Genomic DNA, 24,257 nt, shown 5'->3' with positions numbered 1-24,257 from the left:
AGTATGAACTGATAATGAACTGGACTATTGCACCTATAAGAGGTTCGAGAAAAACGATATGCAAAAAAAACACCTACAGCTTGCTTGAAATAAATCATTTCAAGTAAGTGTAGGTGTCCAGAAATTTGATTAGATTAATCCCGCTTTTGCCAGCAGCCTTTTCACAATTGCCGCAGATTGTGCACGACTAATGTCTGCATCTGTCATCAGCTTGCCATCAGCACCTTGTACCAGCTCTTGTTTAATCGCCGATGCAACCGGCTCTGCTGCCCATGCCTGTACTTTAGCGCTATCGCTGTATGTGCTCAGCAGACTTGTTGTCTCTGAAGCATTGGCCTGTGCCAGACCGACCAGTTTCATCGCACGTGACACAATGGTCAACGCTTCAGCACGAGAAATTTCACTGTTCGGACGGAAGCTGTCGTCAGCATAACCTGAGATCAGGCCGTAGGACACAGCCGTCTGAACCTCATCCTCATACCAGCTACCATTCTTCACATCCGTGAATGATGCCGCTTCTGTACTGCGCGGTGCGTGCAGTCCCAAACCTCTTAACAGAACAGCCGTAAACTCTGCCCGCGTAATACTCCGGTCTGGCGCAAACACGTTCTCAGCAGTACCTTGTACGATCAGACGGGATGCCAGATCCTGTACGTCATCACGACTCCAGTGATTCGTTACATCGCTGAATGTTGCCGGATGATAGATCAGGGCGTAAGTACTGTTCGTCAAGCTGTTAATAATAGCAGAATCTTGCAAGTTACCTTTGATAACCTTGGTCGGCACATGCAGAAGGCTGCCATCTGGCTGAAGTACAACTCCTGTCGTGATCTTTGAACCATCGACACCCTCTGGCAAAGTAATGGAGCGCTCTACATAGGAGTTAAAACGATCCACATTAACTTGCTGTCCATTCCAGATCGCTTTTACTTCAAAATCAACCGGAGCTGCAATCACCGTTGTGTTCTCCAGCTTGTCCGCTGCAGCCTGAATTGCTGTTTGCTTGGATGTGGCACTAGGCACAATAGCGATTTGGATTGTGACATCCTCCAATGGAACCGTGCTTCCGAATTGGTTCAGAACCTGATCTACCTGAATCTGATTAGCTGGGAGGGTGTACGTACCACTGTCAGTCTGAATGACAACTTCGGCATTACTTCCTTCCATCGTTTTGACCAGTTTGCCGTTCAGTTCACCAACGACCGCGCCCTTGCCAGTACCTGTAATCGGCAGCAGAAGCGTTCTTAGTCCACTGCCAATCTGATTGATGACTTTGGCATTATCCACATGAACCGTGGTTGTGACCTGATTGTTTACCGTTGAAGTGGTAGCCGTTGCAGATTGTTCCTGTTTCTGTCCGTTCACATAGATGTCTACACCTTTGGTTTCCGCTGGAGTGGATGGTACTGGAGTAACCACGGGTGTAGTTGGTGATACACTTCCTCCTCCTCCACCCGAAGAGTTACCAGGATTCGGTGTAGGTGTCGAGCCAGAATTGTCGCCACCTGAGTTCGCTGCTGTAATTGTGATTGTTCCACCGGACAACTGAGCACCACTATTGTGTTCTACATTTGTAAAAAGCCAATGTTCTGAATCGCTTTGCACCACTGTGAGCTGTTTTGTTCCAGGAGTCGCATTACTTTTGGCTTTGACCTCAATATCAAATAATTGCTGTTCGTCTAAAATCAGACGTTCTCCTGCATTGAAATCAACCCAGATGATCCGTACCCAGCCTTCTTCGTTATTAATTACGTACTGGAAGTCTCCTGTACCGGTTTCTTCTGGGGATGTGCTGATAGTGCTGACAGATTTAGTCGTGATCCGGACAACTTCCAGGGCAGATGTATCATAATCAATCTGCATATTATAAGCGCTAACCTGAGAATAGGACTGCTTTAATGTAACAGGGACATGAACCGTCTGCCCCGCCTGTACACTAACATTTGCAAATTGCACCTGTGATGGTTCTGCCGGCTCTGCCCCAGCAATACTCGGGAATACGAGAGACGAGAGTAGCGTCAGTGCGATGAGACCTGACATTGTTCTTCTGATTCTTGGACGTTTCTTTTTCGGTTGAAACATGTATTAGCCTCCATGTCTGTATCAATTGGTAGAATGTATGGTAATGATAGAAAAAATATTGTTATTCGTTATTTAAATTACAAAAATATGAATTAATCAGGGCGTTGTATTTTTTCTTTTCCAACAATGTATACTCGTCTAGGCTCCGTATTCGTATCCGAAGTGGAATGAGTAGTCACTTCGAGCACAAGATAATAACCTTCGTCTTCAGATGTAACGGTATGCTGTTCTCGTGTCTCCCCTTCTATTGGAACCATATCTTCTCCTGAAGGGTCTGTTGCGCGGTACCACTGATAAGAAGGAGTATTAATGTAATCAATATCATCACCATCAACATCCATTAAATAATAATCTGTGGCAATTGTGTTCTCCATGTAATTCTTCAATTGACCATTCAGCACATACGGCGCATCGTCCACTTGTTGAAAGGTCAACACATAATCATTGTTTTTCGCGCCAAGTGTTTTGTTGGCATATCCGTTTAACAACGCATTCATATCCCCCAAAGTGGGTTCCGCATTACGATCCACGTCCATTCGGTTCATCTCCACATAAGAATAACCGCGGCGACTGACCATATTACGAAGATAAGTCAAAAGTTCTGCTGCATCCGCAGAATTCACTTTTCCGTCTGCATTTACATCCCCTTTTTTACTAATGTTAAGTTCAAAGTTATCCGTAACCGTTTCCGGTACATCAGATACAGTATATTGAGCTTTCAATTCAATATTGATCTTGCCGCTCTTGTAAGGAATAACAACCAATGTATTTTCATTTTCTATCGTTTCTACATACACCCTAGCTAAACTGTTATCACTTGAGTTGGCTGTGAGCATACTAAACTCATCAGATCGTAAATGGGTACTCAAATCAATTCTAACTCTATTGTTCGTTACCTTGATGGGTACACCGGACACAAAAGAAGGATCGTTTTGTTCCGATGAATAATTTAACCAATGGATGCCGTCGTTGAGCACAGGCCGTGAAATGTTAATCTCTGGGCCAATTTCTCCTGCGTTAGCTTGAGGAAGCGTTCCACCTATAGGCAATGCAATGCTCAGCCCGAGTGCAGTCAACATGCTTTTTTTCAATATCGGCTTAAGCCGTTTTTTGTTTTGTTTCCCCTTCAATTCATGTTCCTCCTCGTATACATTTCAAATTTGAACAACTACATGCTCAGTATAACGAGTCATTCTGAACCGATTCTGAACAGGACCATGGAACTATTTCCAATTGTAATTCGACAAAAAAACGCCATGGATTGAGCCTCCATAGCGTTTTTAAACACAAATCTTTTTCCAGTTCGGATCAAATTCACCTAAAATTAAATTCCCTCAACAATCCTTTTGGCTCTAACCTTCACCTCACGGTATAGTTCTTCCTCATTGATCGTGAGCAGCTTCCTGCCTCTCATGAGGATCTGACCATTCACAATCGTGGTGTCCACGTCCGCCCCATTTACGCTGTAAGCCAATAAGGATTCCACCTCATGTACCGGTTGAAGATGTGGTTTCGCCAGATCGATCAGGATCAAATCAGCTTTGTACCCCACCTCAAGCATACCTACTTCATCCTGTAGACCAAGCAGACTAGCACTTCCGCGTGTAGCCATGCTTAGTACATCCCTGGCTGGCAAGCGGGTGGGATCGCCATAGTCCAGCTTTTGCAGCCAGGTCGCGGCTTTGATCTCCTCGAACATATCCACGGTTGTAGCACTTCCCGCTCCATCCGTTCCGATTCCCACGTTAATTCCCTGAGCCAACATCTCGGTAATTGGAGCAATTCCACACCCCAGCTTCAGATTACTGACTGGATTGTGTGCTACACCGCCGCGCATGCCCTTCAATCTGCCGATGTCCCTTCGATTGAGGTGCACACCATGCGCAAGCAACACATGTGCCTGTTCGAACATCCCCGCCTCTTCCAGATACTCTGTCGGTGTCATGCCATAGCGCTCACGAATCTTCACAACTTCTTCCTTCGTCTCAGCCAGATGAATATGTAGCGGAATATCCTTCGTGACAGCCAGAGCAATGACTTCACGTAGCGGCTCCATGGGACAAGTGTAGGGTGAGTGGGGTCCATACATGGTTGTTATCCGCCCATCGGCCGCTCCAGACCAGCGCTCTACAAGGTCGATCGCCTCCTGCAATCTGCGTCCCCCATCATCCTCCATGAATACCATTCCACGTGTAAGCGATGCCCGCATCCCCGTTTGCTTAACCGCTTCTGCAATCTCATTCATATGAATGTACATATCCGCAAACGCAGTGGTACCCGAACGGATCATCTCGGCGATGGATAACTTGGCACCCCAATAGATGTCTTCCGGGTTCATCCGTGCTTCGGCAGGCAGCATTTTGCGTTCGAGCCAGTCCATCAGCGTCAGATCATCCGAGAATCCCCGGAGCAGACTCATCGGTGTATGTTGGTGGGCATTAATCAGTCCTGGCATGGCAACCTTATTGCGTCCATCGATAATCTCATCTTCAGGTTGAGGAGGAATGTGGTTCGCAATCTGTACAATGCGATCTCCCTCAACACGAATATCCCCCATAAAGAGGGCATCGGCATCTTTCATCGTTAGAATCGTAGCTTGCTGAATCAATATACTCATGACGTTCACGGCTCCTCTGGATTGGTTGTCGTTCATTCCCTATCCGAGGGTAAGCCTTTACGTAACGGCAAGGTCAAGTCATTTTAATTTTTGGATCGTCATCTTTCTGAAACTTTGTATAAACGGTTTAGGATCGATTTCGACCATATAGGGATATACTCCTGTGCTTGTGTGCAGATAGAAAAATCCACCTTCATCACCCATACGGCGAAATGACATATCAAACACTTCCGTGATGTTGAACTCGCGGTATTTGGTCACAATTTTATCTGAATACAGAATCATGGAGCGGGCATTCATCTCAATCTCTTGGGCGAGACCCGTCACTTCTCTCTGTACTTTGTAATAAGGTAATACAGCAACGCAGTTCATGATCTCCCTCCATTCATGCCATGATTATTGTTCCATCATAGCAGATCGGAGGTTCCCAGCAAAAGAGCATGAAACTAGGTGATCTTGGTCGTCACCTCTAGTGGCGTATGAAGTGCATCCTGAATGTTCTGCAAAGAGAGACACTGTTCAATATGAAACACACCATGAGGTAACTCTGACTCTGTTCTATATACGCGTTCTGCCACCGCTGCTGCCACGGCCGCTGTTGCATCTGCTTCCTTTGCGCCAACCAGTAGTTGTTCGACGCGGATTTGCTCACCATTTTCCCATCCTACGGCATCGACCTTGACCGCATACATTGGCTCTCCCCCAGGAATAAGGCCAAATGCCTTAACTGTTCCATTCCGAATAGACGGGATACGCAGCAACGAAAACAACCCTGCACGTTTGGAGATTGCCATGGATCCTGTGATCCAGCGGGAGTCCAGACAGAGTCTGGTAGATACGGTTGGAATACGTAACGTCCGAGCAACCACGTGCTGATCCGAAAAGTTAAATCGATAAGCCTTCCGCTGCCCTAGTTTTGCTCCAAAATCAATCCTTTTGCCATCTCCGAAACTTTGTACCTCAGCAGGTTTGCCCTTTTGCATCACTTGGTAGGTGGCATTCATCTGATCAACGGTCCACTCCACGGCAGCTTTTCCGTGCTTCTCACCAAGTCCCAGCATGACGGTAATGTCTGCTTCCTCCATTTGATCCATATGCATGGTCGCTTCGCGCACAAGCAAATTAGTCACTCCGGGTGATAATCCAACGCTGAGGATCGCGGTCGATTTGGAACGTTGCATTTTGGTGTGCAGCTGTTCAACCTGAGCGAGAAAATCATATTTTGCAGAAATATCAATATAATCGGTTCCGGCTTGTGCGCAGGCTTCAACAAACCGGGTATCGCTCTGATCCACACACATAATGACCAGCTTCACAGGCCGTAACATTGAAGGCTCCACAGGTTTTGTTACATCCAGTTGAAGCGGTAGCACAGCACCACCTGTAGACCTGCTGAACTCTTCCGCACGGTTCATGCGTGTACCCGCAGCCCATACTTTACCCGGGAACAATTTCCCCAGTTGAGTACATATCATCTGCCCCACTTGACCATAACCACCAACCACCCAGATCTGATCTTTCATAGGTTTCACGTTAGTTTCGAATTGCATAATACCCCTCCACCCAGAACGCCCCGAAGTAACGTGTAATATGTGAGAAACCGCATTCGGTCAGTAGCTGAGTCATCTCTTCAGAGGATATTGGATCGGATTCACGGCCCAGGGAAGCAGCAAAGCGCTCCCACTCTTCAGGAAGGACGCCCACACTCAACATGTGATCCTTCCAAGCTTGCATCATGATTGGATGTGCAGGTGAACGAAGATCGGCATTCACAGCCGCAATGATCAGTGGTGCACCTGGTTTAAGTCTCGCTGCGAGGCTGGTAAGAAACGTTCTCTTGGCCTCAATCCCCTGAAGGAAATGTAACATGAGCATGCTTGTCGCCCCATCATATACGATATCCTCAGGCAATTCTTCAACCGTAACAGGTTGCAACTTCACTCTGGAACCGATGCCTGCTTCCGCGACTCGTTTCTCAGCAAGTTGCAGCATGGGCTGCGAAGGATCTACTCCAGTCAATGTCCAACCGGCATGACGTGATCCGAGCAGAGCAATCTCTTTTCCCCCTCCCGCTCCGGCAACAAGGATATGAATATCGTTGTTATTCGCAAAAGATGCTGCAAGCAGCCGTTCCATTAGATCATGCATATGAGAATAACCCGGAATTTTCAGGGCTATCGATTGTTCGTAACGATGAACATCTGCTGTTTCCCAGCTCATCGGTGATAGATTGTGATTCATGGACACCGCACTCCTCTTGAATTGAAGTTAGACTTGACTCGTTGTTCGTCTAATTTCATTATAGAAGGATACGGCGAGCCTACAATCCCAGAACATTGGGATATGCGCACAGAGAGAGGAGTAATCTTGTTGACATCACGTATTGATCGGAACCACAGACTTATCACTTCTCTTGAAAAAGGAACCTGGACCTCACGTACCTATCGGGAAGCTGTTCTCAAGCAGATCCATACGGTTATACCTTACGACGCATACTGTTTCACTACCGTTGATCCTCTGACTCTTCTCTCCACAGGAGCTGTGACAGAAGATGGCATTGAGGCCATTCATGATCGGTTATTCATCAATGAATACATGGAAGAAGATATACATAAATACGCTGAATTAGTTCGCAGCGGTGAACATACAGCTACACTCCACACATCCGTAAACGCACAGCCTGAACAAAGCCCACGTTATATCAACATTCTTCAGCCAGCGGGGTTCGGTGATGAACTGCGTGCTGTATTGGTCAATGGAGACGCTTGCTGGGGATATCTGACCCTATATCGTAAGACAGAATGTGCTGTCTTTACAGAAGAGGAGCGGATGATGATTCAGTCCTGGACCGCTTCTATTGCATCGATGCTGCGGTCCACGAGCTTGACACTGATCGATGAGATCACGAGTGATAGTCCCGAGGAACCCGGAATTTTGATCACCTCAGACACGTTCCAGCTCTTATCCCTGAACGCCTCCGCTCAATATTGGCTGTCCCAATTGCGCATGCTGGAACATGTAGGGCCAGACATTCTGCCCCGTCCGGTACGTGCAGTGAGTTCCCACTTGCAGCGCAAGAATCGGGCAGAACTGGTCGTGGGTGCTCAGATTGCAACCGACTCACCCTCCAAAGTTTGTATCCAACTTCCGGATGGGCGTTACCTCATACTTCATGCCAGTATTATGCAACAGCTTACGGGACCAGATCAGATTGCTATCCGTTTGGAGCAGGCGATGCCACAGGATTTGCTGCCCTTGCTCGCCGAAAGCCATGGATTATCCAGTCGAGAGCGGGAACTACTCGGATATGTGCTCCGCAGTTATTCATCCAAAGAAATTGCTGCTGCGATGCATATTTCTGTCTACACGGTTCAGGATCATTTAAAATCCATTTTCGCCAAAACCAAGGTATCCTCACGTCGCGAGCTCATCTGGTATTTCGTTTCCCGTTTCCAGCTATCGGATGAGCCTGCCATATAATCCCGAGTAATTTCCTAGTAATCCACTTGACTATCAAATAATGAGAAAAAATCAAAAGATGCCAATACGATATCCTCGTAATGGCATCTTTTTCTATATGCTATTGATTTAAGAAGGTCCAGATACTGGCCATCGTATCAATCATCTCCGGTGTAGATCCTTGTGTCGCTTCTTCCTCTTGCATCTACCCGCACTCCTCGTTTCACTTTTTCCAATGTATACATCACTCAATAATTGATATTGATAATCAATATCATATTTGATCAGGTAAGTATATATCATTAAGTGATATTGGGGAACAGGCAGTGGACGTTATGCTTTCCATCCGCTTTCGTAAAACGAGAACAAAAAGGGCCAAACCGTAACTACGGGTTAACCTGATCATTGAAAAAGAAGCCCTGATCCATACTGATCAGGGCTTCTCCATTATGTTTTTCGCAGTCATATGCCACCGACTTGATTAGGATTTTGTATGTTTCGGAGAAGGTTTGGATAAGTTTGAAGACAAGATCTAATGAATATCTTTTTTCTTAAAATAACCAATGGCCAGTCCAAGACAGATGATGAACGTCGCAGCGATCGAAATATAAGAATACTCTGGAGGATATTTGGCTTCCAGTGTTCCATTCGCGATATCCAGTGCTGCGGTCCATGGAAATAGTCCTCGATGTTCACTTGTAGCCAGCATCACATTCACCAGTGTAATAATAATGGTTACGATAATCGCTGGCACAAAACTTTTTAATACGAGCGTAATCAGAATGATCGGGGTGGACAACAGAAACAACAGCAGTCCTGCCACTACATAATTGCTGAGCGAGTTAAGCACAAACTGTGGAGTAAGACCTGCAAATTGACCCAGTGAACCAAAAATGATCGCCAGCGCCCACGCTGATAATGTAAGCAACATAATCCATCCCAGCAACATAATCCATTTGGACATTAGCAGAGCGACTCTGGAAACCGGAATGGTCAGCAGATTCTTCATTGTATCCTCCGCATATTCCCTGTTATACAGATAAGCGGTAATGACACCATACAACGGAACTCCAATGACCAGTACAGCATATATGCTTGTGTTGGACATAAGCACACTGAATTGTGCGACAAGATAAGGCTCCTTTGTTTTCATTTGGACAAACATGGCAGCAGCTACCATCAAAGGGGCAACGGCCGCTCCGATGATACTAAGCAGAAACATTTTGGAGCGTTTCAGCTTGAGAAGTTCAGTGTAAAGCAAATTAACCAATGGTTCCACCTCCAACCAGCTTGGTGAAATAATCTTCCAAACGATCCTCACTCACCATAATTTTGGTTACATTGATGTCATTCTCCATAAAGATTCTGTTTAACTTACCTTGTTGTCCCAAATGGGAATACACCCGGATATTGCGTTCATCATGAATTTCATATTCAGCCTGATCCAAACCGTCGAGAATGACCGCAGCCTTATTATCATCTGAAACTTGAAATTCGGTGTATTTACGGTTCCTTTTCCGAAGCTGCTCAAATGAAATTTCCTCCAGCAGGTTCCCTTCATGAATAATGCCCATGTAATCAACCAGTTGTTCAATTTCCGATAAAATATGGCTTGAGATCAAGATGGTAATATTTCTCTCCGTGGCCAAATTTTTAATCAGCCTGCGAATTTCTTTGATCCCAATCGGATCAAGTCCATTGGTAGGTTCATCAAGAATCAGCAATTCTGGATAGTGCAACAGGGCTCGGGCAATGCCTAACCTTTGTTTCATTCCCAAAGAATATTTGCCAACCAATTTTTTGGTTTCATTTTGCAGACCTACGATTTCGAGCGAGTCCTCAATGGCATTCTTTTTGTATATCCCCATAATTCGAGCGTTGATGGATAAATTTTCGCGGGCAGTCAGGTTCTCATAAAACCCGGGTACCTCTACAATCGAACCGGTTCTTCTTAATATTTCTTTTTGATTGGTAAATAGGTTCTCTCCAAATATCTCAATCTCACCATGCGTTGGTTTGATTAGACCGAGCAGCATACGGATTGTCGTCGTTTTCCCTGCCCCGTTGCGTCCAAGAAAGCCGTATATCCCACCTTGTTGAACGGTCATGTTCAGTGAATTAACTGATTTTTGAGTCCCGTATTGTTTGGTGAGATTTGTTGTTTTGATAATTACACTCACGTCTAGCGCACCTTCCTTCCAAGAACTGATAATTTCATTCTAGGTTTCAGATTTTAAATAGCGCTTATCCAAATCTTAACTATCTCTTAATTGTGCTGTGAGTTTGACAGCCGCTTATACTTGGGGATTGTGAATATAAAGGATGTTTTCACGCCAGGTTTGCTCTCTGCCTGCAAATACCCCTCATTTTTCTCAGCCAATGTCCGGGCAATTGAAAGACCAAGCCCGCTTGCCCCAAAGACAGGGCTACGTGAGTGGTCACTGCGATACATACGTTCAAACACCAGATTTAGCTCTTTCTCCGATATCCCTGGTCCCTGATCCCATACGGTTAATTGGAAATTAAGATGATAACATGTTATCTCAATTCCCAGAACGCCCCCTTCATGTCCATACTGGATAGAATTTTGAATCAGATTACTGATGAGGCGATTGATACTCAGCCTGTCTGCCATAACGAAACAAGGGTAATCCGGGATCTGAATTTTTAGATCCATCTCTGCTTTTTTGAGACTGGGTATAAATTCAATCAAAATCTCCCTGGTCAATTCGGCCAGATCCAACGGCTCAGCCTGCATGGGCATCTCGTCTGCATCCAGTTTGGCCATGGTGAACATCTCATCTATCATTTTTTTCAAGTCCTTCGATTTTCGCGACAAAATATCCATATAGTCTCTTCTCTCTTCTTCTGTCGAAGCAATGTCATCCTTGAGCGCATCCACATAACCAATCATCGAAGTTAGAGGTGTGCGAATATCATGAGAAATGCTGGAAAGCAGACTCTTTCTTACTGCCTGAGAGCGCTGGGCCTCGATATTTACGCTTTCAAGCTGCTCCATCAGGTCATTTGCTGCAAAAACGATCTCATCCAGCAGTACATTCCCTTTGCTTAATATTCTTCTTTTTCCTTCTCCATTGACCGCCCGATGCAGTTCAGAAGCAATCGATTGCTGCTTGCTTCGAATCTGATATTGATTAACGAGTACGCAGATGCTGGTGAAAACAAACGCTGCAAACAACCACATTCGTGAACCATGCGTCAAGCTCGTGTAGTATTCCAGGGCAAGTGCCACAGCTCCGATGATCAACTGTAGACCGGATAACATCAAGATGGCATCTCTATTCATCCCGTTCACCTACAAATTTATAACCGATGCCCCAAACGGTTTTTATAAATTGTGGATTCGAAGGATCGGATTCAATCTTCATTCGCAGCTTTCGGATATGTACCATGACGGTATTGTCATCATCCAAATACCCATTATCCCATACATTCCTGAATAATTGGGCTTTGGTGAACACCTGACCAGGATTGGACATCATAAATTTGAGTAATTCTGTTTCTTTGCCAGTCAGATCGGTCTCTTTTCCCTGGACATCAACTGTGTATGTTTTCAAATTCATCATCAATCCTTTGAAGCGAATGACCTCACTATGGTCAGGAACCTCCGTCCCAAGAACCATAAATCTACGCATGAGTGCCTTAATTCTAGCAACCAGTTCATGAATGCTAAATGGTTTGGTAATGTAATCATCTGCACCGATGCCAAGACCTATAATTTTGTCTGTTTCGTGGTCTTTGGCTGTCACCATCATGATGGGTACATTACTGATACTGCGAATTCTTCGACAAGCCTCCATACCGTCCATCTGAGGCATCATCAGGTCAAGAATGACCATATTATATTTGTGCTGTTGAAACAGCTGCAGCGCTTGTTCACCATCTGCGGCAGTATCTACGGTATACATCTCCCGCTCCAGGTATTTTCGGATCAGGTCTCGAATCTCCTTATCGTCATCCGCAATGAGTACACGAATATTTTGCATGATTTCAACCTTCTTTCATGTCAGCATTTTACATAATACGATTCAATTCACTCCCAGGTATAAGATCTAGACGAATAGAAGCATTTCGATCTAAATCTTGGTGATTGAAAGACACTCTTTGGATTTATGCAAAATGCTCATGTGTAAAAAAAGGTTGGCGTTTCTGACTCACGAAACGCCAACCTTGAAATATTATTTAGTGCTTGTCAGCAAGAGTTCGTTGATGAGCGTTGCATTCTGTTTCACAATCTCCGGATAATTTTTGTCAATCATCTCCATATGTTTGCCGTAACCTTTCACTTGTCTGAATTGTCCTGTGGTGGATTGGGACCACAAAGCAATCGAAGCATTGGCATCCAAAAGTCCTGAAGTCACATAACTGATGTTACCATCAATCGTACCAAAGGTTATGGCTTCATGAACATACAGGTAAGACTTCGTAATCAGCTCCAGCAAATAGTCATTCGCCAATTTCTCAAGGTCCTGATATTGACTCATGTTGAACTTTTGCTGAATCTCCTGCCTGATTTCTTCTTCAGTCAGACGATGCTCTTCCACTTCTGTTCGGTATTTTGAGTCCAGTATAATCAGGTCACGCACTTCATATCCTCTGCGGTTAAGCTCTTTGGCTACATCGAAGGCCAGCACTCCACCCGAGGAGTAACCCATCAGCGTGAATGGGCCCTCCTTTTGAATATCAATCATCATTTGAGCGTAACGAGCAATCCGATCTTCTGAAGTGATGAAATTAAAGCTGTACACTCCGAACGAGTCCAGATGCTGAGCAAGTGTCATGTAGGCAATCCCCATGGAAGCAGCGGGAGGAAAACAGAAAACGATCCGATTATTCTCGCTTGTCCGGGTTAGCTGCATGCAATCTTCGGTGTAGTCCTCCAGCAGATCTTTGGCTTTCTCAACAAAGGCCGCCAGATCAGCAATGGTCGGTTTTTCAAAAATATCCTTAAACGGAATTCTAAAATTCAACAGACTGTACAATCGGGATACAAAAGACATCACATTTAACGAATTCGCACCCAGCTCAAACAGATTTGCATGTATGCTAATCGGCTTCACTGGAAGAACGTCCTCCCAAATATCTGTCATGTGTCGTTCCAGTTCCGTTTCCGGTGGTGTGTAGGATTGCAGAGCTGTCACACTGTCCTCGGGCTCAGGCAATGCCTTCAAGTCCACTTTTCCGTTCACCGTCAATGGAAGCTGATCCATCACAACAAAGAATGCAGGTATCATATATGCAGGAAGCTCGTCAACCAATCCCTGTTTCAGTTGAACGATGTCCATCTTTTTACTCAGGTCCACAGGTACGATGTACGCACAGAGATAGCTTTGCTGAGAATCGTCTTGCCGCGGGGTCACAATTGCATCCTTAACTTCCGGTTGTTGCAGCAAACGATGTTCAATCTCTCCCGGCTCAATACGGTATCCCCTAATTTTCACCTGATGATCAATTCGACCGAGGAACTCCATGTCTCCGTTTGGCAACCATTGCACCAGATCACCTGTCCGGTATAGGGTAGTCCCTTCTTTGAACGGATTGGGTACAAACTTCTGCATTGTTAGTTCCGGACGTCCGAAGTATCCTCGGGATACTCCGTCACCTCCAATGTATAGTTCCCCTGGCGAACCAGCCGGAAGCAGTTGCTGATGTTTATTCAGCACATATAACTGCACATTTGCAGCAGGTTTCCCAATAGGTACTGAGATTCTCGTGTCCGTCTCGGGATTATACGGATGGATCATGCAGCCTACAACTGTTTCCGTTGGCCCGTATTCATTAAAGATCTGAACCTTGCCTCCAAAACTCTCATATACTTCCCGAGCCAATTCCGATTTCAGGTCCTCACCGCCTACAATCAGGCACTTGATACTAGATCGAGTGTTGTCCATATCCTTAATTAGATTCAGATGTGATGGTGTCAATTTAACTACGCCTGCTTGCCGATCCCTGAATACATTCAGGATCACCGGTTCATCTCCGCTGGTTGGATATACCACTATTTTATTTCCAGTAACCAGCGGTGTAAAGATGGAAGTGATCGTCAAATCAAACGCAAACGAGGAGTACAGGGCAAAATCAAGCTCCCGATTCTGCAAATAAACGTCCTTCGCCCAGAAAATATAGTTGATCAGACCGCTGTGCGGAATCATTGTGCCTTTTGGTTTCCCGGTCGATCCTGAGGTATAGATCACATACGCTACATCCTCTGGTCCAGCATGCTGCTCCAATGGTTCTGCTGAATAATGGCTATAATCCGTATCAATCGCTACGGATGTTCTGCCCGACACGGTATGGCCTTCTTCCCTTTCCAATATGATCGATGAACCGCTATCCTCCAGAATAAATTCAATCCGTTCTGCGGGATATTCCGGGTCAATGGGCACATACGCTCCGCCCGCCTTCATAATAGCCAGAATGCCAACAATCATCTCGGGTGAGCGTTCAACCATAATGCCCACCATGGAATTGTAACCAACACCGATAGCTTTTAAATGTCTTGCCAACTGATTCGATTTTATTTCAAGATGTCTGTAGGTCAGCACATCTGAGCCCAACGCTACGGCGACATGTTCAGGGGTTTTGAGGACTTGTTCACTGACCAACTGATGCATCGTTTTGCCCTTCGGATAGGCTGAACCCGTATCGTTGTACTGATCCAACAGGATGATCTGCTCTTGTTTCGTCATGATTTGAATGTCATCGACCCGCATGTTTTCATCTGTCACGATTTGATTCAACAGCGTAAGCATATGGTCTTCCATGACTTTCATCAGGGCTTCATCATATTTGCCCGAATCATAAGCAAACTTGATTACAAGCTCTTCACCAGGTATTGCAATCAGATTGAATCCATAATTCGTCTGTTCCTGACTATGGATGTCCTCAATGACAAACCCAATATCATTCGCGCCTTGTTCAACGAGACTTGAATCCACCGAGTAATTTTCAAAAACCATGATATGATCGATCAAATCTCTTTTTAGACTGCTCAAAGATGCAATTTCAGCCAGACCCAGATGGTGATGCTGACTTCCTTCAATGGATAAGGCCTGCATATCTCCAACCAGTTGTTTGAAGGTGCGTCCCTCATCCCATTGAATCCGTGCAGGAATGGTGTTGATAAATAACCCAACCATGTTTTCGATCCCGCTTACCTGCGCTTCTCTCCCGGATACCACCGTTCCAAATACGACATCCGAAGTATCGTTGTACTTGGCAAGCATGATTCCCCAGACACACTGCATAACCGTATAAAATGTAACATGGTTCCGGTTAGCAAGATCATTCATTTGTTTCGTGAGCTGTCTGGAAATGCGGAATTGATGCTCCTGTGAAGTGGCCCCCTCGTTCAATGAATAAAAAGTTCCTGCTGGAAGCTGAACCTTGTTCTCATATCCGCCCAGAACATTCTTCCAGTACGAGATGGCTTCATCCTTGTTCAACGCCTGCAACCATTCCACATATTCACTGTAAGGTACAGGCTCGTGGAGCTGAATGTTTTTCCCAGTACGTTTGCATTCATACAGATGGACCAACTCTGCAAGAATAATGCCTCTTGCCCAGCCATCAAGCAAGATATGATGGTTACTCCAGATTAACGAGTATTGCTCCTCATCGGTCTGCAACAGTTCGAATCGAACCAGTGTATCTCTGCCAAGATCAAAGCCTTTTCTTTTGTCCTCCATAGCAATTGACAATACACGAGTGCCTCTGTCCTGTTCTGGCAAAGATCGAAGATCCCGGTATACAAAAGCAGCTTCTCGGTTTTGACAAATAATATTCCGCGGCTCTTCTGTAACTTGGTACTCAATGGACACACGAAGCATTTCGTGACGTTGCATCAACAGGTTCAGACTCTCCTGAAGCCGGCCAATGTCAAGATTTCCTCTGATGTTCATGATCAACTGCTCAAAATAAACCCTGTCTCCGCGATTCTCAAGTGCATGGTACAGCATACCTCGCTGCATGTTGGCCAAAGGATATATTTTCTCAATTCGCTCTGGGCCGAACTTTTGCGTAATCACTTTCAAATTTTGCAGTGTTACATATGGATCTCCATAATCGGATGGCGTTTTTTCGGCCTGCTGTTGCTGCACACAATGTTCAATGATCAGCTGGAGCATTTTTTGGTAGGATGTCGCAAAGTTCTCTACGATGGAGTTATCAAACAACTTGTGGTTATAGGTGATGTTAATCATCAATTGACCTTCAGCCACATAGGCAATAACTTCCATTGGATTGGCACGAATGACATCATCACCAACCGAATTGCCCGCTGGCAACCAGGACGAACGAAACAGACCACTGTTAATATCCTGATCCATTTGTCCCAAATAATTAAACAACAGGAGTGGTGTCTGCTCTTTCAACTTTGGCAATTCAGTAGTCATATATTTCAATATTCCGTAACCAATTCCTTTCGCAGGAACCCTTCTTAGCTGCTCTTTTACCTCCTTGATCGTTGTACCAAGCCCTTCCTCATTCCCGAGATCGATACATACCGGATATTTGCTTGTAAACCAGCCAACCGTACGACTGATATCCAATTCGTCTCCCATAAGCTCGCGACCGTGACCTTCCATCGTTACCTTAACTTTGCTCGCTCCTGCACATTCCTTGATGGAGAGAGCTAGAGCAGCCAGCAGAATGTCATTAATTTCAGTATAGTAGGCCTGGTTTGTCTCTCTCAAAAGTTGAGTTGTCATCTCTCGGTCCAGCGATACGCTGCTCATTCGATTGTCTCCGTATCGATACTCGCTCAGATGAACTTCATTCCGAGGAAGAAAGCCGGCTTCTTCTTGATCCGTCTTGATCCAATACGCACGCTCCTTGGCGAGACGACCTCCCTTCGCATAGTCGCTCAGGAAAGCTGCATAGTAGGGGTACGAATCTGTAACCGGATAAAAAGAAAGATCTTGTCCTTCCAGAAGCTGCTGGTATCCTATGGCCAAGTCTTCCAACAGAATTTTCCAAGATACCCCATCAATCAGCATATGATGGATTACAATGACCAGATGATCTCCCTGATCGGTCCTGAAAATGACGGCTCGCACCAGAGGTCCCTCGAAAATTTCGATGGATTCCTGTATGTTGGAGGCTGCCTGCTGCACCCTGGTGTACAGTTCCTGCTCATCAAGACCGTTCATGTCCTGTACGTCCAACTGGAAAAGACCTGCTTCATAATCGAGATGGGTCTGCATCACCTTACCTTGTTCCTCACGATAGGACATCCGCAAGACATCGTGATGCATCATTAACTCTTCCATGATCTGCCGGACTATCTCTGGATTGAATCCCTCCTCGCGGTACAACATCAAGGACTGATTAAAGTGGTTCATTCCTGTACGTTGATGCTGCAAGAAATAAGACTTCTGGATGGGTGTAAGATCAACCGGACCCGTCACACGCTGCTTCATCCGGTCTACATGGGAATCTTCTCTAACATAACGCCCCAGCAACTTGATCTGTGGATTAGCAAATAGCTCTTTCATGGTCAGCTTTTTGCCAGCTCTGGACAGTCTGGATATAATTTGCAATGCTTTGATGGAATCACCACCGGAAGCAAAGAAGTGATGGTTGATGCCGATTGGCTTGAAGCCAAGCACCTCTTCCCAGATGGAAACGAGCAGGCTCTCTGCCTCGTTTCTCGGGGGCTCATAGACCATCTCTCCACCCATGCTTGCATCCGGTTCGGGAAGTGCACGTACATCCAATTTCCCATTGCCGGTCAGCGGCAGGGTATCCAATTGCATAAAATGCGTAGGAATCATATATTCAGGCAATTCGACACCTAGATGAACGCGAATTTCGTCCAATGGTATCGATCTGTTTGCTGTGAAATAGGCACAGAGCACGGTAGTCTGTTCCTGGTTTGCTCCAGGTACGATAACGGCCTCCCGTACACCTTCCAGAAGCAGCATTTGTTTTTTGATTTCATCCAGCTCAATCCGATAACCACGCACTTTCACCTGATTATCCTTCCGACCTGCCAGTTCCAGCTCATCATCATGTGTCCAACGGGCAAGATCTCCTGTTTTGTACATGATCTGCCCCGGCTGGAATGGATCTTCAACAAACTTCTCCCAAGTCATTTCAACCTGATTGAAATACCCGCTGGACACTGCTTCACCCGAAACACAAATTTCACCGAATACACCCCGGGGCACCAGATGGTTATGCTTATCAAGCACGTATACCACAGTGTTATCAATCGGTCTGCCAATAACCGGATGATCTATAAAGGAACGAACATTCACAGACGATATGTTATGAAAAACGACACCAATCGTCGTTTCAGTTGGACCATAATGATTCATGATCCGGCTGTTTGGAAACTCTTGAAGGTACTTTTCCACATCCGTTGTATTTGTCTTCTCCCCACCAAGCACAACCAGCCTCAGCACAGGCTGCCATTCTGCAAATGCAGCATCATGGAGCAGCAGATTGAATAATGAAGGGGTCAGTTTGATGAATGTGATACGCTGTTGAGCCATTATTTGTAATATTCTAGCCGGATTGGTGTAGTCTTCCTTGCTTGGAACGTGAAGCTCACCGCCTTGCAACAAGGATGAAAATACACCTGTGTATCCCAGATCAAAAGCACTGGAAGACATCAGCATCGTTCGATCTGCCGCAGAAACTCCCGCTTCGCGGATGAACCATTGTGTGTAATTAACAATATTTCGGTTGCGAACCATTACCCCTTTCGGAGTACCTGTCGAACCTGAAGTATAGATCATATAGACCTGCTGTTCAGGCGAAATCGGCAGAGATAGATCCGTGTAGTCAAAGCTTTCGATACTGCTGTCGTTAACCTGACACACATCCCCACTGAAAGATAACTCCTTGGACAACGGATGATCCGTCAACACAAGGATAGCCTGGCTATCATTCAAAATAACATTGGTCCTGTTCACAGTCTGCTCAGGATCAATCGGTAAATAGATGGCTCCCGTTTTAAGAACGGCCAGCATGCTTATAATCAAGTCCACAGATGGATTCATGCTTACTGCGATAACCGAATTCGGTGCAGCCCCTCTTGATCTCAGCGAGCGAGCCAGTTGATTAGCTCTGCGATTCAACTCTTCGTAAGATAATTCGTTTTCCCCTGACACCACTGCCCGTTGCCCGGATGACTTCCTTACTTGCTCCTCGAACAGTTCGATCAGGGCTGCATCTGTTCTGTATTGCACAGGCTGACCACAGGATAGCTGCATAATGGACTTTGTCTCTTCTGATGGGATGAATTGAATATCCTGCAACCGTAACGTGGCATCATTACTGATATTATCCAGCAATTCAGTCAAGTGGCCTGCCATACGCTCTATTGTTTCAGGCTTAAACAACTCCGTAGAGTACGTAAACACACATTTGATCCGGCCCTCAGCTTCCATTGCGGTTAAGGTGAGATCAAATTTGGATCGGATGTTACTTGGAGGAAGTGAACTGAATTGCACACCCTCGATTGCAAGCTCCTCACTGTCATAATTCTGGAATACCAGCATCGTATCAAACAAGGCACTTCTGCTCATATCTCTTGTCAAGGCAAGCTGTTCAACCAGCTCATCAAATGCATAATCCTGGTTTTCATAGGCTTGAAGTGTATTCTCCTTGATCTTGTTCAGATACTCCTTGAACGTAAACGTGCCTACCGGACGATTCCGAAGTGCCAGTGTATTAATGAACAAACCGATTACATCTTGCAGCTCCGGCTGTGAATTACCTGCTACCGGTGTCCCCACGATGATATCTTCTTGCCCGGTGTATCGATGTAACAGTGCTGTATAGCCAGCAAGGAGAAGCATAAATAAGGTTACGCTCTCACGATGAGCCAATTGAGACAACCGTTGCGACACACCCTCAGATAACTCGAATGGGAACAGTTCACCTTCATAATTACGGTGTTGTGGTCTTGCATAATCGATTGGCATATCCAGTAGCGGGACTTCTTCTTGATAGACCCTTATCCAGTAGTCCTTCTGTGCCTGAATCACTTCCGTTGTCCTGGATAGTGCCTGCCACTCGGCATAATCTTTGTATTGCAATTGGAGTGGTTCAAGCGTTTGTCCTTCATACAGGGCGCTTAGCTCCCTGGTCAAGACGCCCATGGATACACCGTCCGCAATAATATGATGCATATCCATAATCAGACTGTATTCCGCAGGTCCCATCTGCACAAGTTCCACCCGCAGCAACGGAGCCTGAGTCAGATTGAATGGACGAACAAATCTCGCCTGCCACGCTTCTAAAGTCTGTTCACCCAGCTCGAGGGACGTGATCCTGAATTCCACCTGTTGATCAATTCGTTGAACAGGCTGTCCATCAACCATATGGAAAGAAGTCCTGAATGATTCATGACGCTTGATCAGATCCTGAAAGGCTCTTTCCAATTGGCATACATCCAGATTGCCAGTTATTTTCATAGCATAAGGCATATTGTAGGCCAGGCCCGAATCTTCCAGTTGATGCATAATAAAAAGTCTTTTTTGTGCTGACGAGAGCGGGTAGTACTCCTTGCTTTCCGCTTTGGTTATGGTCACATATTTGCTGGAACGAGCAGAATCGATCCACTTGGACAAGGCTCTGACCGTAGGCGTTGCAAATACTTGTCTCAATGGTATGGCCACACCGAATGCCTTGTGGACGCGAGATACGAGAGCCGAAGCCTTCAGCGAGTGTCCTCCAACTTCAAAGAAATTGTGGTTTACGCCAATACGGTCATTATTTAGAAGCTGATGCCAGAGTGCAAGTAATTCCGCTTCCACCCTGCTTCCCGGAGCTTCATAACCCCCAAGTGCAGACATGCCCGCTTCCGGGGCTGGTAGCGCTTTACGATCCACTTTCCCGTTGGAGGTCAGTGGCAATTGATCCATCTTTACAATGTAGGCTGGCATCATATAATCCGGCAATTGAAGAGACAACTGTTGTCTGATCTGTTGCGTAACCGCATCATCTGCTGCCTCATTCAGGGTGATATATGCACATATAAATTGTGTATGCTCTTCATCCGCCCTGGCTACAACGAATGCATCCTTTACGATATAAAGCTGAAGCAATTGATGTTCGATTTCACCCAATTCAATTCGATATCCCCGAATTTTGACCTGATGATCCATCCGGCCCAAGTACTCCATGTTGCCATCTGCACGCCATCTGGCCAAATCGCCTGAACGATACATTTTCTCACCAGGATAGAACGGATCTTCGACAAATCGTTCTTCCGTAAGACTGGATCGATTGAGGTATCCTCTGGCAAGCCCTTCTCCTGCAACATATAGCTCACCTGCACATCCTACTGGCTGCAATTGACGATACTGGTTCAGAACATATGCCCTGAGTGTAGGGATGGGCTGACCTATATTACTTCTGCCCATTTCTATATCAGACAACGTAATCTCCTTGTAGGTAACATGAACCGTAGTCTCTGTAATGCCGTACATATTAATTAACTTTGTAGACGGATAACGCTTGTACCATTTTGCCAATAATGACGGACTTAACGCTTCTCCACCAAAAATGACTTTTCGCAAACTCAATTCCTTCCTCGGACGTTTTGCCTCCTCATGCATCAATCGGTAGAAGTAAGATGGCGTCTGATTCAGAATAGTTACCTTTTCACGGATTAACCATTGCAGGAATTCTCCAGGCTGTTGGGCGACCAGATGTGGAACGATAAGTAATGTGCCCCCGTACAACAATGCTCCATACATCTCCCACACCGAGAAATCAAAACAGAAGGAATGGAACATCGTCCATACATCGTTCTCGCTGAAATAAAAACGATTACGGTCATTAATCAACAAACGCACGACATTTTTATGTTCAATCAATGTTCCCTTCGGATTCCCGGTTGTACCTGAGGTATAAATGACATAGGCGAGGTCATGGGATTGAACGGATGTCTCCAGATTTCCTGCATCCAGGTGATACGAGTTCTCTTCCTCCAAGACAACGCATAAACCCCGGTGAAGTCCGCGATCCATTCCTTTTTCAGAGACCATCAACAGGTGGATGCCCGAATCCTCCAGCATATAGCTAATACGGTCATCCGGATAGGTGGGATCAACAGGTATATATGCAGCTCCCGCTTTTAACACTGCCATGATGCCAACGATCATATCGACTGACCGATCCGCCATAATTCCAATGAATTGCTCTGTTCCTCCTGTAAGAGATAACAACGTACGGGCCAGTTGATTGGAACGCTCATTCAGCTCCATGTACGTCATATGACGATGCTCATCCCGGACAGCAATTCGATCAGGCGTACGTCGAACTTGCTGCTGGAACAGCTCATGAATGGTCATATTTCGCGGGTAATCCGCATCAGAGTTATTGAAAGAATTCAGGAGCACCTCACGCTCTGCACCACCTACAAGTTGAATGTCAGCAAGCTGCTGATGATCAGCTGAAGTAACTTGTTCTGCCACACTCCTAAAATGTTGATCCATATGCTCGATAATGGATGAATCATACTTATTACCATCATACGTAATCACAAGGGTCAGGCTGTCACCAGGTGTTGCTGAAATCAGGAATCCGTAGTTGCTCTGTTCCTCCGCATGCAGTCCGGTAATTTCAAAACCAACCCCAGTGCTGGATTGATGAACAGCTCCATGATCCAGGGCATAGTTCTCAAATACAAAGACGTGATCCATTAATTCCTTGTTGAGATCACTCAATGCCTGAACCTCAGCCAGATTCAAATAATTGAATCGCTGACTTTCAACGGCTTGTTTCTGAACGGCCTGAAGTACGTCGCCAAAATGCTTTTGATGCGGATAACCAATCCGAACAGGAATCGTATTGATGAACAACCCTATCATCTCTTCTATGCCTTCAACTGGCGCTTCTCTGCCAGAGACTACGGTTCCAAATATGACGTCCTCCGTATCATTGTATCTGGCCAGCACCAGACCCCAGATACATTGAATGACGGTATTCAACGTCACACCATAACGAACACCTATTTCATTTAATTGGCGGGTTACCTCCTGACCCAAAGATATCATCTGTTCTTTTCGCAAATATGGAACATCATGCTCTGTAAGAAGCAAACCTGGAACACTCGACTGTGTGTCATAATTTTCCAAATAGTGTCTCCAATACGCTTGGGCCTCATCCTTGTCCTGACGAATGAGCCATTCAATGTAATGATGATATCGTTTCGGGTCCTTCAGGTTGTGCACCTTATTCTCAAGTTTGGCCTTATAGATCTGGAACAGCTCCGATAATATAATTCCCAGACACCATCCATCCAGCAAAATATGATGATGGCTCCATACAAGGGTGTAGGATTGATCTGTGGTGCGAAAAAGAGCTGCACGCATAAGTGGCTGTGTATCCAAACGGAAACTGCGAGCCTTATCCTGCTGAGTAAAAGTTTCCAACTGAGCTGCTGAATGGTGTGCTTCCAAAGCTGTCCAGTCTTGAAATTCAAATTCAATGGTGAGGTTTTGCATAATGACCTGTCTCGGTTCCTCCAAATCATGATGCATAAATGAAGCTCTCAATGCTTCATGTCTGTTCATGAGCTCATTGAAACTGGATTGCAAGTAATCCGGGTTCACTTCCCCGCGAATCTCCATGACCGTTTGCTGAAAATACGCAGTTGATGTCTCATCTTCCATTGCGTGAAAGAGCATGCCTTGCTGCATATTGGTTAACGGATAAATCCGTTCAATGATCACGCCCGGACAGGCGGATTTGATAAGATCCAGCTCCTCAAGTGCCAGACTTGGATCACCATAGTCGGAAGGCGTATATGTCGTTTCACGCTGACACAAGCAATGGTCCACAATTTCCGTTAATTGCTCCAAAAACGTATCTGCAAATCGACTTACAAGCGGCATGTCCACCGCAGTTTGGTTTGCTGTTACGTTGAGATGTAACTTCCCACCAGATACGAAGGTGTTCAGTTCAATCGGGTTATTTCGGGCGATATGGCCACCAATCGTTTGTCCCGTGGAGAAACGGGACTCCCGGAACATGGCTTCCCCAATCATGCCTCCATCCATCTCACCGAGATAGTTAAACGAAATGGATGCTGGACGCTCCGCCTGCAACTCTGGCATCC

At 45.6% G+C, this 24,257-nt stretch carries 12 protein-coding genes; 1 reads left to right on the top strand and 11 read right to left on the bottom strand.

The features are described from left to right. Positions 1-129: 129 nt before the first annotated feature. The 6 genes from AC6CIF_RS25055 to AC6CIF_RS25030 all read right to left on the bottom strand — a co-directional run bounded on the left by AC6CIF_RS25055 (position 130) and on the right by AC6CIF_RS25030 (position 6,940). Complete coding sequence (locus AC6CIF_RS25055) at positions 130-2,082, bottom strand: S-layer homology domain-containing protein (protein ID WP_498201968.1); 1,953 nt, start codon at positions 2,080-2,082, stop codon at positions 130-132. Positions 2,083-2,174: 92 nt separating this feature from the next. Further along, positions 2,175-3,212, bottom strand: coding sequence for a dockerin type I domain-containing protein (locus AC6CIF_RS25050; RefSeq protein WP_498201967.1), 1,038 nt, complete (start codon positions 3,210-3,212; stop codon positions 2,175-2,177). A 194-nt stretch (positions 3,213-3,406) separates the two neighbouring features. Continuing rightward, positions 3,407-4,699: an amidohydrolase gene (locus tag AC6CIF_RS25045; protein WP_498201966.1), complete on the bottom strand. Its 1,293-nt coding sequence runs from the start codon at positions 4,697-4,699 to the stop codon at positions 3,407-3,409. Between the two features lie 78 nt (positions 4,700-4,777). After that, on the bottom strand, positions 4,778-5,071 hold the full coding sequence (locus tag AC6CIF_RS25040; protein ID WP_076214685.1) for a hypothetical protein: 294 nt from the start codon (positions 5,069-5,071) through the stop codon (positions 4,778-4,780). Between the two features lie 74 nt (positions 5,072-5,145). Next, complete coding sequence (locus tag AC6CIF_RS25035) at positions 5,146-6,249, bottom strand: saccharopine dehydrogenase family protein (protein ID WP_498201965.1); 1,104 nt, start codon at positions 6,247-6,249, stop codon at positions 5,146-5,148. After that, a complete protein-coding gene (locus AC6CIF_RS25030; RefSeq protein ID WP_498201964.1) occupies positions 6,233-6,940 on the bottom strand; it encodes a class I SAM-dependent methyltransferase in 708 nt (235 codons plus the stop codon). Before AC6CIF_RS25030 ends, AC6CIF_RS25035 begins: the two co-directional genes overlap by 17 nt. Before the next feature lie 129 nt (positions 6,941-7,069). Between AC6CIF_RS25030 and AC6CIF_RS25025 the strand changes: the two genes are divergently transcribed. Next, positions 7,070-8,179: a helix-turn-helix transcriptional regulator gene (locus tag AC6CIF_RS25025; protein WP_498201963.1), complete on the top strand. Its 1,110-nt coding sequence runs from the start codon at positions 7,070-7,072 to the stop codon at positions 8,177-8,179. A gap of 511 nt (positions 8,180-8,690) precedes the next feature. On the opposite strand, the gene AC6CIF_RS25020 is transcribed toward AC6CIF_RS25025, so the two are convergent. From AC6CIF_RS25020 to AC6CIF_RS25000, 5 genes are all read right to left on the bottom strand, one after another. Then, complete coding sequence (locus AC6CIF_RS25020) at positions 8,691-9,428, bottom strand: ABC transporter permease (protein ID WP_498201962.1); 738 nt, start codon at positions 9,426-9,428, stop codon at positions 8,691-8,693. Beyond that, on the bottom strand, positions 9,421-10,338 hold the full coding sequence (locus AC6CIF_RS25015; RefSeq protein WP_076214666.1) for an ABC transporter ATP-binding protein: 918 nt from the start codon (positions 10,336-10,338) through the stop codon (positions 9,421-9,423). Before AC6CIF_RS25015 ends, AC6CIF_RS25020 begins: the two co-directional genes overlap by 8 nt. Positions 10,339-10,424: 86 nt before the next feature. Continuing rightward, a complete protein-coding gene (locus tag AC6CIF_RS25010; RefSeq protein ID WP_498201961.1) occupies positions 10,425-11,465 on the bottom strand; it encodes a sensor histidine kinase in 1,041 nt (346 codons plus the stop codon). Beyond that, entirely contained in the window at positions 11,458-12,165 is a 708-nt protein-coding gene (locus tag AC6CIF_RS25005) for a response regulator transcription factor (RefSeq protein ID WP_076214661.1), read from the bottom strand. Before AC6CIF_RS25005 ends, AC6CIF_RS25010 begins: the two co-directional genes overlap by 8 nt. Before the next feature lie 192 nt (positions 12,166-12,357). After that, positions 12,358-24,246, bottom strand: a complete 11,889-nt coding sequence (locus tag AC6CIF_RS25000) for an amino acid adenylation domain-containing protein (protein WP_498201960.1) — start codon at positions 24,244-24,246, stop codon at positions 12,358-12,360. Positions 24,247-24,257 lie beyond the last annotated feature (11 nt).

Source organism: Paenibacillus sp. GQ49, assembly GCF_059759055.1.
This window is presented reverse-complemented; position numbering and strand designations above follow the sequence as displayed.